Annotated in this window: 13 protein-coding genes; 11 read left to right on the top strand and 2 right to left on the bottom strand. The window is 62.7% G+C overall.

Annotated features, from left to right (window positions below):
- The first annotated feature begins 11 nt into the window (after positions 1-11).
- The 6 genes from M1D43_RS21200 (at position 12) to M1D43_RS21225 (ending at position 5,268) form a co-directional block, all read left to right on the top strand.
- A complete protein-coding gene (locus tag M1D43_RS21200) occupies positions 12-896 on the top strand; it encodes a carbohydrate ABC transporter permease (RefSeq protein WP_010975671.1) in 885 nt (294 codons plus the stop codon).
- On the top strand, positions 893-1,750 hold the full coding sequence (locus tag M1D43_RS21205) for a carbohydrate ABC transporter permease (protein ID WP_010975672.1): 858 nt from the start codon (positions 893-895) through the stop codon (positions 1,748-1,750). The genes M1D43_RS21200 and M1D43_RS21205 overlap by 4 nt, the downstream gene beginning before the upstream one ends.
- A 29-nt stretch (positions 1,751-1,779) precedes the next feature.
- Positions 1,780-3,009, top strand: a complete 1,230-nt coding sequence (locus tag M1D43_RS21210; RefSeq protein ID WP_010975673.1) for an ABC transporter substrate-binding protein — start codon at positions 1,780-1,782, stop codon at positions 3,007-3,009.
- A gap of 88 nt (positions 3,010-3,097) precedes the next feature.
- Positions 3,098-4,231: an ABC transporter ATP-binding protein gene (locus M1D43_RS21215; RefSeq protein WP_014527225.1), complete on the top strand. Its 1,134-nt coding sequence runs from the start codon at positions 3,098-3,100 to the stop codon at positions 4,229-4,231.
- Between the two features lie 2 nt (positions 4,232-4,233).
- Positions 4,234-4,734 (top strand): GNAT family N-acetyltransferase, encoded by a 501-nt coding sequence (locus tag M1D43_RS21220; protein WP_010975675.1) that lies wholly within the window; start codon positions 4,234-4,236, stop codon positions 4,732-4,734.
- 150 nt (positions 4,735-4,884) lie between these two features.
- Positions 4,885-5,268 (top strand): VOC family protein, encoded by a 384-nt coding sequence (locus M1D43_RS21225; RefSeq protein WP_010975676.1) that lies wholly within the window; start codon positions 4,885-4,887, stop codon positions 5,266-5,268.
- 80 nt (positions 5,269-5,348) lie between these two features.
- On the opposite strand, the gene M1D43_RS21230 is transcribed toward M1D43_RS21225, so the two are convergent.
- Positions 5,349-6,821, bottom strand: coding sequence for a M81 family metallopeptidase (locus M1D43_RS21230; RefSeq protein WP_014527224.1), 1,473 nt, complete (start codon positions 6,819-6,821; stop codon positions 5,349-5,351).
- A 22-nt stretch (positions 6,822-6,843) separates the two neighbouring features.
- Positions 6,844-7,335, bottom strand: a complete 492-nt coding sequence (locus M1D43_RS21235; protein WP_033044300.1) for a hypothetical protein — start codon at positions 7,333-7,335, stop codon at positions 6,844-6,846.
- A gap of 117 nt (positions 7,336-7,452) precedes the next feature.
- Here M1D43_RS21235 and M1D43_RS21240 point away from each other — a divergent pair, with 117 nt between their 5' ends.
- From M1D43_RS21240 to M1D43_RS21260, 5 genes are read left to right on the top strand one after another with little or no spacing between them, the layout of a single operon-like run.
- The gene (locus tag M1D43_RS21240; protein ID WP_010975679.1) at positions 7,453-7,842 is read left to right on the top strand and encodes a RidA family protein; all 390 of its coding nucleotides are present in this window, start codon (positions 7,453-7,455) and stop codon (positions 7,840-7,842) included.
- 20 nt (positions 7,843-7,862) lie between these two features.
- Positions 7,863-8,726, top strand: coding sequence for a MurR/RpiR family transcriptional regulator (locus M1D43_RS21245; RefSeq protein WP_014527222.1), 864 nt, complete (start codon positions 7,863-7,865; stop codon positions 8,724-8,726).
- Between the two features lie 19 nt (positions 8,727-8,745).
- Complete coding sequence (locus tag M1D43_RS21250) at positions 8,746-9,522, top strand: SDR family oxidoreductase (protein WP_010975681.1); 777 nt, start codon at positions 8,746-8,748, stop codon at positions 9,520-9,522.
- A 24-nt stretch (positions 9,523-9,546) separates the two neighbouring features.
- Positions 9,547-11,466 (top strand): beta-N-acetylhexosaminidase, encoded by a 1,920-nt coding sequence (locus tag M1D43_RS21255; protein ID WP_014527221.1) that lies wholly within the window; start codon positions 9,547-9,549, stop codon positions 11,464-11,466.
- A gap of 8 nt (positions 11,467-11,474) precedes the next feature.
- On the top strand, positions 11,475-12,908 hold the full coding sequence (locus M1D43_RS21260; RefSeq protein WP_010975683.1) for a M81 family metallopeptidase: 1,434 nt from the start codon (positions 11,475-11,477) through the stop codon (positions 12,906-12,908).
- Positions 12,909-12,920 lie beyond the last annotated feature (12 nt).

The following is a 12,920-nucleotide window of genomic DNA, read 5'->3' on the forward strand; positions in this document are numbered from 1 at the left end:
AGGGGGAGGGGATGAGCGTTCGGCGCAGCACGATCATCTTCGCCTGGGTCCTGCTTCTTCCGGCCGTCTTCTACGTGACGGTTATCGTCGCCTATCCGCTGGTCGATACCTTCGTCCTGTCCTTCACCGACGCCTCGCTGAAGAAGACGACCAAATGGGTCGGCACGGCCAATTACGACAAGATCTTCAACGCCACCTTCGCGGAAGTGATCCTCCGCACCTTCGTCTGGACCGCCTTCTCGGTGACGATCAAGATGATCATCGGCACATTCGGAGCGGTGATGCTGAACGCCGCAGTGCCGGGGCGGGCGCTTTTTCGCGTGCTCACCATGCCGCCGTGGATCGTGCCCATGGCGATCGGCATCTTCATGTGGGGCTGGATGTATAACGGCCAGTTCGGAATGATCTCCGGGACGCTCCAGAACTGGGGGCTGGTGGACGGTCCGGTCGCCTTCCTGGCGCATGGCTCCACCGCTTTCTGGGCGACCATCGTCACCGACGTCTGGATCGGCGTGCCTCTGGTGACGCTTTACATGCTCGCCTCGATGCAGGCGATCCCGCAGGATCTCTACGAGGCCGCCTGGACTGACGGAGCAGGGCGCTTCTACCGCTTCCGCCGCATCACCCTGCCGCTTCTGGTGCCGTCGATGATCACCATGTCGATGCTGTCGCTGATCGCCACCTTCAACTCGTTCGACATCATCTGGATCTTGACCCAGGGCGGGCCGAACGGCGACACGACGACGATGATCATCGACACCTACCGGACCGCGATCGGCTCGAAGAAATACGGGGAGGGCGCGGCGCGCGCCGTGCTGATCTGTATCTTCCTGTCGATCTTCTGCATCGCCTATTTCCGCGTCACGCACCGCCTTGCCACGGGAGAAAGCCGATGAGCCAGCCCGCAATGATCAACCGCTACCGCTGGTACGAGCTCGTCGGCATCTATGGGGGCATCTTCGTCTTCCTCACTTTCATCCTCGCGCCTTTCGTCGAAGGCTTCCTCGTATCTCTGAAGCCGCTGGGCCGCCTCTTTTCCTCTCCCTACCGCTTCTGGCCGGAGAACGGTTCCTTCGAGGCCTATCGCACCATGTGGGTAAGCGTGCCGGGCTTCGCCCGCTATATCTTCAACTCCTTCTTCATCTCCATCATCGTGACAGCCGTCGTGCTGGCGCTGGTGGTGCCGGCGGCCTATGCCTTTGCGCGCTTCAAGTTCCGCGGCAGCGGGGCGCTGCTTGCCGCTTTCCTGGCGGTCAACATGTTCTCGGGCGCCGTGCTGCTCATCCCTCTCTTTCGGCTGATGCGCAGCTTCGGCGTACTGAACACCTATTTCGCCATGATCGTGCCGGGTGTCGCCTTCCTGATCCCCTCCGCTATCTGGCTTCTGCGCACCTACATGATGCGCATCCCGCGCGAGCTGGACGAGGCAGCCTTCGTCGACGGTGCAAGCCATTTCTACACGCTACGCCGGGTGATCCTGCCGATCGCCATGCCGGGCATCACCGTAGTGGCGATCACCACCTTCATCGGCTCCTATGCCCAGCAGTTCATTTTCGCGCTGACCTTCAACTCGAAGAGCGAGTACATGCCGCTGCCCGTGGGCCTTTTCGCCTATTTCGGCCGGCAGGAGGTGGTCTGGAACGAGCTGATGGCGGCAAGTTTCGTCGGCATCGCCCCGGCCGTGATCGTGATCTTCTTCCTTCAACGCTATCTCGTCAGCGGCCTGACCGCCGGCGCGGTGAAACAATAAGCAACCATTAAAACAGGGGAGTTTCATCAGTGACTATTGCCTACAAAGCTACCTTTCTCACGCTTGCGCTGCTCGGATCGACCGCTCTCGGCAGCGTCGCCGCACAGGCCGCGGACCAGGAAATCAGCTGGATCTATTGCGGCGACACGATCGATCCTATCCACGAGAAATACATCAAGGAATGGGAGGGGAAGAATCCCGGCTGGAAGGTGACGCCCGAAGTCGTCGGCTGGGCCCAGTGTCAGGACAAGGCGACGACGCTTGCCGTGGCCGGGACTCCGGTCGGCATGGCCTATGTCGGATCGCGCGCGCTCAAGGAGTTCGCCGAGAACGAATTGATCGTTCCGGTCCCGATGACCGAGGACGAGAAAAAGGGCTACTATCCGAATATCGTCGACACGGTGACGTTCGAGGGAACGCAGTGGGGCGTGCCTATCGCATTTTCCACCAAGGCACTCTACTGGAACAAGGACCTTTTCAAGCAGGCCGGTCTCGACCCGGAAGTCCCGCCCAAAACCTGGGCCGAGGAGATCGCCTTCGCCAAGCAGATCAAGGAAAAGACCGGCATTGCGGGCTACGGACTTCCGGCCAAGACCTTCGACAACACGATGCACCAGTTCATGCACTGGGTTTATACCAATAACGGCAAGGTCATCGACGGCGACAATATCGTCATCGACAGCCCGGAAGTCCTTGCCGCCCTGCAGGCCTACAAGGACATCACTCCCTTTTCTGTCGAGGGGGCGACGGCTTACGAGCAGAACGAAATCCGCGCCATCTTCCTTGACGGGAAAGTCGGCATGATCCAATCGGGCTCCGGAGCTGCCGCCCGGCTGAAGGAAACGAAGGTCAATTGGGGTGTAGCGCCGCTGCCGCTCGGCCCTTCGGCCAAGGGCGACGGCACGCTGCTGATCACCGACAGCCTTGTGGTGTTCAAGGATACGGGTGTCGAAGAAAAGGCGATCGAGTTCGCCAAGTTCATCACCTCTCCCGGCCCGCAGGGCGAGTACGAGTTGCAGGGCGGTGCAGGTTTGACGCCGCTTCGGCCGTCTCCGAAGGTGGACGAATTCGTCAAGGCCGATCCGTCCTGGAAGCCGTTTATCGACGGGATAGCCTATGGTGGCCCGGAGCCGCTCTTCAAGGACTTCAAAGGTTTTCAGAACACGATGATCGAGATGGTCCAGTCGGTGGTGACCGGCAAGGCCGAGCCGGCGGATGCCTTGAAAAAGGCGGCCGCCGACCTCGAACAGTACAAGTAAACGCGCCGGGACCGCGGGGCTTCGGCTCGGCGGTCCCGCCTTCAATATTGGCGGAAATGCCGCTGCGCCGGTGGCCGGAGACAGTTTATTGGGACAGCTCACTCTCAACAAGGTTCAGAAATTCTACGGCAGCTACGAGGTGCTGAAGAGCATCGAGCTCGAAGTCGGGAATGGCGAATTCGTGGTCTTTGTCGGGCCTTCCGGCTGCGGCAAGTCCACATTGCTCAGAATGATCGCGGGGCTTGACGAGACGACCGCCGGCGACATCGTCATCGACGGGAAACGCGTCAACGATCTGCCGCCGGTCAGGCGGGGCATCGCCATGGTCTTCCAGTCCTATGCACTCTACCCGCATATGAGCGTGTTCGAGAATATCGCCTTTCCGCTCAGGGTCGAGAAAATGCCCGAGGAGAAGCTGAAGGCGAAGGTCGAACATGCCGCCCGCATATTGCATCTCGACCAGCGGCTGGAGCAGAAGCCCGGCATGCTTTCGGGCGGCCAGCGCCAGCGCGTGGCGATCGGCCGGGCGATCGTGCGCGAGCCGAAGATTTTCCTCTTCGACGAGCCTCTGTCGAACCTCGACGCTGCACTGCGCGCCGACATGCGCATCGAACTTGCGAAACTGCACCGGCAATTGAAGGCGACGATGATCTACGTCACGCACGACCAGGTCGAGGCGATGACGATGGCGGACCGGATCGTCGTGCTGAATGCCGGTGAGATCGCTCAGACGGGAGCGCCGCTCGAGCTCTATCACAAGCCCGCCAATATATTCGTCGCCGGCTTCATCGGGCATCCGAAGATGAACTTCCTGCCGGTCGCCTGCACCGGCGTCACCGACGCCGGCGTGGAAGTGGACTACAAGGGGCAGACTATCCTCGTGCCGGTCGTTCCCCGCGCGGGCATGGCCAGCCGAACCCTAACGCTCGGTGTCCGGCCGGAACACATCCAGATGGGTGCCGCTGACCTGACGCTGACGGTCACCCCATCGGTAATCGAGCGTCTCGGCGCTCACACCGTGGCCTATGTGGCGCTCGACGGAGAGGGCGAGAACTATTGCGCCATGCTGCCGGGAACGCTCGCGATTCGTGCGGACGAACCGATCAGGACCGGCATCCGCGCCGTCGACTGCCATCTCTTCGACGAGAACGGCACGGCCTTCGAGCGCCGGGTCGAGATGACCGACATCGACATGGCGCTCTTCGACCCGGCGGCGGCGTAATCGTGAGCGCGACGATCAGGCTGCTTGGTATCGACGAAGCCGAGGCCTTCCGCAGCATTCGGCTGGAAGCGCTGCGGACGGAGCCTGCCTTCTTTGCCAGCAGCGCCGAAGATTGGGAAAAGCTGCCGGACGAGGAGTGGCGGCGCAGAACCGTCGGCAACCCCGTCTTCGTTGCCTTCCAGGACGATGTTCCAGTCGGGATCATGGGCCTGATGCGTCAGAGCGCAAGCAAGATGGCGCATCGTGCGACGCTCGTCATGGTCTATCTGCGCCGGGAACTGCGCGGAACCGGGCTTGCGAAGCGGCTTCTGGATGCTGTCGCGGATTACGCACGAAACGAGGGCATCAAACAGCTGGAGCTTGCCGTCAGCGCCGACAACCCGGCGGCGATCCGATTTTACCATCGCGAGGGGTTTTCTGTAGCCGGCCGCATACCAAGCGGTTTTCTTCACGAGGGTCGGGAGATCGACGATGTCATCATGGTGAAACGCATCGCAGATTGAGTGCCGGCCCGTCCCACATGCGGCCACCCTCGCCGCACGTGGGAGCGAGGGTGGCCAGCAGTTGCGAAAGGACATTGACGTCACGAGCAATCGCGCGAAAATCGGTGGCGCATTCAGGTTGCTTTGGTGAACTCGGATCGGGAGGCGGGAATGTCGGAAACAACCGTCAACGTGCGTTACATGGTCGACGACGTCGATTCTGCGGTCGAATGGTACACGAAGCATCTCGGCTTTTCGCTTCTCTCCAACCACGCTCCCGCTTTCGCGGATGTCAGGCGGGGAGCCCTGCGGCTATTGCTGAGCGGCCCATTGAGCTCAGCGGGCCGGCCAATGCCGGACGGCGAACGTCCTTCGCCGGGCGGCTGGAACCGGATTCATCTCATCGTCGACGACCTGGCTGTCGAGGTCGAACGCCTGCGCGCCGCCGGCGTCAGGTTTCGCAACGACGTCGTGACCGGGCCCGGCGGATCGCAGATACTGCTGATTGATCCTTCCGGCAACATTGTAGAGCTGTTTCAGCCGGCGGTTCGCTGACGACGCAGGTCCCCAGATCAGCTCGGAAAGTTCCGACTTGTCGGCTCGCTTGGTTCAGCCGGCGAGCGCGCCTAGGAGGTTCACAAGCCTCCCGCCAACCCGTGCGGGTCGGTCGTCATCGGCCAGATGTCGCGCCTTGCGCGCCGATAGGGAGTCCGCGCCGGGTCGTTGGGGTAGGGCGTCCCGGCAGAGCAATAGAGGATCTCGGACGCGATCTTGGAGAATGACGCGAAGAAGTGGTTCGTGGATTTGATCACGAGGATCTTTTTCGACGTGGGATCGATGCCCATCACCGAGAAAAGGCTCGGGTCGAAGCTCTGGGCGCGCGTCGTGTTCAGGATGATGTCGATGCCATGCAAGCGGATATGAACGGCGTCGCCGAAGGGGGCGAAGCTCTCTCCGAAGCGCATTTCCGCATTGCGCACCAGCTTGACGACCTTGACGATGCCATCGATCGGCCGCCCCGTGCCGGGCCCGGATTTCGCGCCGAAGCGCAAGGGGATCTCGGCGTCTTCGCCGGCCGCCATGCAGATCTGCACGGCCATGGGATCCCAGATCGTGCCGATCGCCGTGTCGGTCGCGTTCCTCGCAATGAGTTCCTCCAACACGACCGTCGCATCGCCCGCCGTGCCGCCGCCTGGATTATCCCACATATCGGCAATCACCACGGGACCGGCCGGAGCCGCCAGCGCCTGTGCCACTGCCTGGCGTTCGTCGATCTCCGGCATGCGATACGTGCCGCGGCGGGAGAAGAGCTCGAGACCCAGCTCACGGGCGAGAGCCTCGCCTTTCTCCGCCTTGCCGTTGGTGACGACCAGCATCTTGGTGCCCATTTCCGCAACGTCGCCGGCCATGAATCCATGCACGACGGACAATGACAGCACATCGGCATCGTCCCGCTCGATCTGCATCAGCTTGTCCACGAAGCTGCGCATGGGGTCGCGCGAGGTGGGGAAGACGTCTATCATCCGGCAGTCGAAAATGGACATCACCGGCGTTACGCGGCCCTCGAGCGTATCGATCGCGATCCGCCAGAGGTCTTCGGCGCGTTCGACGAAATCGGTGTGCGGGAACTCCTTGAAGAAGACGAAGAAATCCGCGGCCGCCGCTCTCCTTGCGGTGAGGTGGCTGTGCGGGTCGAGTTCGGCGCAGACGAGCACGTCCGCACCTACGATTTCGCGCACGCGCTGAAGCAGGTCGCCTTCGGTATCCTCGCAGCCGTCGGCGACCATTGCCCCATGCAGGCCCAGAACGACGGCATCGACGGGCAGGGCGGAACGCAATTGGCCGAGAATTTCGTCACGCAGATCCTCATAGGTCTGGCGATTGACGAGACCGGCAGGATCCGCCCAGGCTGCGGTGCCTTCGATCAGTTCCCAGCCTTTTTGCGCGGTCACGCGGCGGCCGACGGTGATCGGCGCGGTGCAGAGCGTCGGCGTTTCGGGGTGCTTTCCGGGCGGAGCATAAAGCGATGCCTCGAATGCGCGCCTGTCTATGCAGATAGGAGAAAAGGTGTTCGTCTCGGTCGCGAGCGCCGCCGTGAAGATGCGCAATGGCTTCGCCTTGTCCGTCAACTCAGTTCAACCCCATCGGATTGGGGAGATAGCCGGTGAAGCCGCAGATTTTCCACCGGCCCCGGTGGAGGCGGCAATAGTAAACCGTCTGCCACTTCATCACGTCGAACGTGCCGTCCGCTTTCTTCAGCCCGCCGTCGAATTTCTTGCGCGCAAGGGCAAGCTCTCCGTCGACCTCGATGTCTTCCAGGGTCGTGGTGGTGAAGATCGCTTCCCGCGGATCCTCGGCAAAGGACTGCCCGGCGAAGTCCCGCGCCTGGCGCAGCCATTCGTCGCGATAGACGGCGAGCGAGGGAAAGGTGAGCCGCCATTTGTCCGGGTTCGTCTCCCGCCGTCCGTCGATGCCGATGAAGCTCTCCTCGACGAAATCGTCGGCTACCATCGACCAGTCGGCGGCCAGGAACGCGTCGATATCGCGGCTAACCAACATCTCCCATATGGAATGGCGCGCCGTGTCGCTTTCTGGAAACGGATTCTGGAAGGGATTCCGCATGCATTTTTGCCCGGTATTGAAATTCTTTTCATAAATGTCGATTTTCACTGGCCAAATTCCGTGTTCTATGGTCATTTGTCAACGGATAAAGAAAATAATTTGCAGAACGGGTCCTCGATGTCGATCAAGCGCTATGGTGCCGAACAGGTGGGCGCAGGCGGAAAAACATTGCCTTTCGCACGTGCCGTGGAGGCGGGCGGCTGGCTTCACGTCTCCGGTCAGGTCGCGATGGAAAACGGCGAGATCATCGGCGGCAACATCGTCGCCCAGACGCACAAGGCGATCGGCAATCTTCTGGCCATCTTGAAAGAGGCCGGCTACGGTGTCGAGCACGTGGTGAGAGTTGGCGTCTGGCTGGACGATCCGCGCGATTTCTGGAGCTTCAACCGGATCTATCAGGATTATTTCGGAGCTCATCCGCCGGCGCGCGCCTGCGTACAGTCCTCCATGATGGTCGATTGCAAGGTGGAGATCGATTGCGTCGCCTATAAGCCGAAGGACGCCTGAAGGGGGAAGGGCGCCGTTCGATGGATATTTTCGCGACACTGCAGGAGGAGAGGGGGCGGTTATCCCAATCGGAGAACCGCATCGCCGATATCCTGCTCAACGATTTCGAGTTTGCGGTGAACGCTTCGATCATTGAGCTTGCCGGCAAGGCCGACGTTTCGCCGCCGACGGTCACGCGCTTCTGCCGGCGCCTCGGCTGCGAGAGCTTTTCCGATTTCAAGGTGCAGCTGGCACGCACACCCTATGTCGGCATGCGCTACCTGAAGCCCGAGCCGAAGAGCCAGGAGCCCGGGGATGTGGCACAGGATATCATCACCAAGGCGCAGAATGCGCTCTTCCTGCTGCACCGTTCGCTCGACCTTGTAGCGATCGAGCGGGCAGCCGACCGGCTTGCGCAAGCGGAAATGATCTATGCCTTCGGTTCCGGAGGCAACTCCTCGATGATCGCCGGGGAGTTCCAGAACCGTCTCTTCCGCCTGGGATTGCGCATCACCGCAAGTTCCGATCACAGCATGCAGATGATGATGGCGGCGGCCGCACGGCCGGCCGACGTTATTGTCGGCTCCTCCTTTTCGGGACGCAATGCGGAGATCGTGCGCGCCTTCACGCTTGCGCGCGAGGCCAAGGTGCCGACGATCGCGCTTACCCAGAGCGGCAGTCCGGTCGCGCAGGCCGCCGATATCACCGTGCCGGTCGACCTGCCGGAAGGAAACAACATCTATCGTCCGACCTCCACCCGTATCGCCTACATCGCACTGCTCGATATCGTCGCGAGCCTCGTCGCCTACCGCGTCCAGCCGCAGGCGACGGTGACGCTCAGGCGCATCAAGCAGCAGCTGGTGGTGCACAGGGATGGCGACGACCGACAGCTTCTCGGAGACTGACGTGCCAGAAGGAACGCCGATGCCGAAATCCGTAGCGATCGTCACAGGAGCTGCCGGCGACATCGGCCGCGCTATCGCCGCGCGCCTGGGCGACGGACACGACACCGTTCTCGTAGCCGACATCAACACTGAGGCGGCGGAGAGGACGGCGCGTGAACTCGGCGGAACGGAGCGCTTCCTGGCCGTCCCCTGCGATGTGACGGACGTCGCAAGCGTGGCCGCAATGGCGCAGGCTGCCGCCTCCGTCGGCACCGTGCGCACCCTCGTGAACAATGCGGGTGCCGCCCGCGCGGTCAGCCTGCACGACACCACGCAGGACATTTGGCGCATGGACAATGCACTCAACCTCGAAGCGGCCTTTCTCTGTTTCCGGGCTGTCGAAGAAATGCTGAAAGAGAGCCGGGGCTCGGTCGTCAACATCGCCTCGGTGAACGGCATGAATGTTTTCGGCCATCCGGCCTATAGCGCCGCCAAGGCGGGCCTTCTGCACCTGACGCGACTGATCGCCGTCGAATACGGCAAGTTCGGCATCCGCGCGAATGCGGTGGCGCCGGCCACGGTGCGCACGCAGGCCTGGGAGGCACGCGCAGCCGCCAATCCGCAGGTCTTCGAGGAGGCGAAGCGCTGGTATCCCCTGCAGCGTATCGTCGACCCGAAGGACGTCGCCGAAGCGGTGCATTTCCTTGCCAGCCCCGCCGCCGGAGCCATCTCCGGCATCTGCCTGCCGGTCGACTGCGGGCTGACCGCCGGACAGGCGGAAGTCGCGCGGACCTTCTCGCAATCGATCCATTACTGACAATTCCACCTTGGGAGGATGTTCATGCTGCCGGTTCTCTATCGCCTCGAATCTGCCTGGCAACCGGATGGCGGTCCGTTCGGGCGCTTCACCTTCAGCCTCTTCAATCTATCGGGCGGGCCGCTCAGCGCCTTCCGGCTGGTCTACACCTCGCTCACCCGCGTCATTGAAGGGGCCGCTTGCGAAAACGCGGTTTTCCTGCGCCGCAACGCCAATTTCCATGAATTCGCGCCGCCCGAAGGACTGACGCTCGCCCATGGCGAACACTGGACGTTCACCGTCAATGGTCTGCACCGCGAGGCGAAGCATTGCACCGACGGGGCAAAATCGGCCTATCTGACGCTCGCCGATGGCAGTCATGTTCCCGTGGCGGTCTCCGACCTTCGTCTCGAAGGCGCCGTGAGCGAGCTGCCGCCGGTATGTCTTCCCAAAGGCCGGCTCGAGCTTCCTTTCGCGCTGCAGCCCTGGCCTGCCGAGATCGACGCGGCGCCTGGAGAAGCGGTACCGGACGTCCTCTATCCCGCAGCGGAAAGCAATGCGGACGAGGTCGATGCCGTCTCCAACGTCCTCGCTCTATTCCATCGGCTGTTTTCGGCCGGACACGCTCCCTTCAGTCTTGCGCCGTCCCCGCAAGGGCTGCCGATCGTCTTCAAGAAAAAAGCGGAGCTCGAAGGCGAAGCCTACAGGCTTGCCTTTTCCGATCGGGAGATCCGGCTTGATTATGGAGCGGCGGCCGGCAGGCAATATGCCCTGACGACGCTCGCGCAGTTGATCGACGGCGCGCGAAACCACGGAGGCGATTTCAGGTTTCCCGCCTCCGGCGAAATCGCGGACCGGCCACGCTATGGCTGGCGCGGCTGTCACCTCGATGTCTCGCGGCAATTCTACCCGACGGCCGACATCGTGCGGCTCATCGATATTCTCGCCTGGTTCAAGCTCAACATCTTCCACTGGCACCTGACCGACGACGAAGCCTGGCGGCTGGAGATCAAGGCCTATCCGACGCTGACGACGCTCGGCGTCATGCGCGGCCCGGACGAGCCTATGCTGCCTCAACTCGGCAACGGCGCCGAACCGGTCGGCGGCTTCTACAGCCACGCGGACGTGAAGGCGATCGTCGCGCATGCTGCGGCGCTCAGCATCGAAGTCGTCCCGGAGATCGACATACCCGGCCACAGCACTGCCGCGCTCGTGGCGCTTCCCGAACTCTCCGATGGCCAGGAGGCGCCGGAAAGCTACCACTCGGTCCAGGGCTATCCGAACAATGCCCTGAACCCGGCCATCCCGCTCACCTATGAATTCCTAGAGAAGGTGTTCGACGAAATGGTCGAGCTCTTTCCCAGCCGGTATATCCATGTCGGCGGGGACGAGGTGGCCGACGGCTCATGGCTCGCGTCACCGCTGGCGCGAAAGCTCATGGAGCAGGAAGGGATTTCCGGCACCTTCGCGCTGCAGTCCTATTTCCTCAAGAAGGTGAAACAGATGCTGACGGCGCGCGGGCGCAAACTCGTTGGCTGGAACGAGGTCGCGCATGGCGGCGGCGTTGGAACCGAGGGCACGCTGCTGATGGCCTGGGAGAACCCGAAAGTCGGCATCGAGCTTGCGCGCGAAGGCTACGACGTCGTGATGACCCCGGGTCAGGCCTATTATCTCGACATGGCCCAGGCGGATGCGTGGCAGGAGCCCGGCGCGAGCTGGGCCGGCACGGCGGCGCCGGCGCACACCTATGCCTATGAGGCGGAAGGAGAGTTCCCGGAAGAGCTGAAGAGCCGGATGAAGGGAGTCCAGGCCTGCATCTGGTCCGAGCATTTCCTGTCACGCGGTTATTTCAACCGCCTCGTCTTTCCCCGGCTGCCGGCAATCGCCGAGGCGGCCTGGACCCCGAAGGACAAGAAGGATTGGCTGCGCTTTGCCGCGATCGCGCCCTTGAGTCCCATTCTGTGAGTTGAGCCATGCGTGTCGCCGTCGGTGGAATCCATACGGAATGCAGCACCTATTCGCCCGTATTGATGACGGTCGAAGATTTCCGGGTGCTGAGGGGAGAGGACCTCTTGCGGTCTGATTATTTCGGCTTCCTGAGCGCCGAAGGGATAAACCACCTTCCGCTCCTGCATGCGCGGGCCATCCCCGGCGGCCCCGTTTCGCGCCCGGCCTATGACGCCTTCAAGACCGAGTTCCTGGCGCGGCTGAAAGCCGCGCTCCCTCTCGACGGGCTCTATCTCGCCATGCACGGCGCGATCAAGGTCGACGGGATGGACGACGCCGAGGGCGACTGGATCACCGCCGCCCGCGCCGTCATCGGCCCCGATTGCCCGCTTGCCGTCAGCTACGATCTCCATGGCAATGTCAGTCAGCGGATCATCGATCAGATCGATATCTTTGCGGCCTACCGGACCGCGCCGCATATCGATACGCGCGAGACCATGGTTCGGGCATGGTCGATGCTGGTGGAGGCGCTTCGTTCCGGCAAGCGGCCCGGTGTCGCCTGGGCACGGGTGCCGCTTCTCCTTCCCGGAGAACGCACTTCGACGGAGGGCGAGCCGGCGGCGAGCCTCTATCGCGTCCTGCCTGAATTCGACAAGCGGCCCGGCATCCTCGACGCCAATCTGATGGTGGGCTACGTCTGGGCCGACGAGCCGAGAGCGACCGCCTGCTCCGTCGTCACTGGCTCGGACAAGGGCGCCGCCTCGAAGGCGGCTGAGGAAATCGCTGCAAACTACTGGCAGCAAAGGGACAACTTTCATTTCGGATCGCTCACCGGATCGCTGGCCGACATGCTCGGCATCGCCGAGCGGGCGACCACGGCGCCCGTAATCCTTGCCGATTCCGGCGACAACCCCACGGGTGGCGGCGTCGGCGACCGGGCGGATGTGTTGATCGCGCTTCTCGAGCGCGGCTGGCGCGATGCGTTGATCGCCGGCATTGCCGATCGGCCGGCCGTCGAAGCCTGTTTCGTGACCGGCGCGGGCGGAACGCTGACGTTGCGGATCGGCGGCAGTCTCGACCCGTCGAGCCCGTCCGCAGAGGTCGAGGCCAAAGTGGTGCATCTGGATGATCCGGGACCGGTTGCCGAGCGGCAGGCGGTGGTTCAGGTCGGAGGCATAGTGGTCGTGTTGTCGGCGCGACGCCGCCCCTATCATAACATCGAGGACTTTGCCCGCCTCGGTCTCCACCCGGGGACCGCGCGGCTGCTCGTCGTCAAGTCCGGTTACCTCTCGCCGGAGCTTGCGCCGATCGCCAATCCGAACCTGATGGCGCTGACGAACGGCGTCGTCAATCAGGATATCGAGAAGCTGGAAAGCCTGCACCGGCAGCGGCCGATCTTCCCCTTCGACCGCGATTTCGAGTTTCACCCCAGCGCCAGCCTGTCCGCTCGCTGGACCTGAGATTGTAGACCC

This window comes from Ensifer sp. R1-3 (assembly GCF_056739175.1).

Bases quoted from the DNA above. Each gene is read 5' to 3' on its own strand.
- M1D43_RS21200 (WP_010975671.1), top strand. From the start codon at position 12: ATGAGCGTTCGGCGCAGCACGATCATCTTCGCCTGGGTCCTGCTTCTT.
- M1D43_RS21205 (WP_010975672.1), top strand. From the start codon at position 893: ATGAGCCAGCCCGCAATGATCAACCGCTACCGCTGGTACGAGCTCGTC.
- M1D43_RS21225 (WP_010975676.1), top strand. From the start codon at position 4,885: ATGTCGGAAACAACCGTCAACGTGCGTTACATGGTCGACGACGTCGAT.
- M1D43_RS21235 (WP_033044300.1), bottom strand. From the start codon at position 7,335: ATGCGGAATCCCTTCCAGAATCCGTTTCCAGAAAGCGACACGGCGCGC.
- M1D43_RS21240 (WP_010975679.1), top strand. From the start codon at position 7,453: ATGTCGATCAAGCGCTATGGTGCCGAACAGGTGGGCGCAGGCGGAAAA.
- M1D43_RS21245 (WP_014527222.1), top strand. From the start codon at position 7,863: ATGGATATTTTCGCGACACTGCAGGAGGAGAGGGGGCGGTTATCCCAA.
- M1D43_RS21250 (WP_010975681.1), top strand. From the start codon at position 8,746: ATGCCGAAATCCGTAGCGATCGTCACAGGAGCTGCCGGCGACATCGGC.
- M1D43_RS21255 (WP_014527221.1), top strand. From the start codon at position 9,547: ATGCTGCCGGTTCTCTATCGCCTCGAATCTGCCTGGCAACCGGATGGC.
- M1D43_RS21260 (WP_010975683.1), top strand. From the start codon at position 11,475: ATGCGTGTCGCCGTCGGTGGAATCCATACGGAATGCAGCACCTATTCG.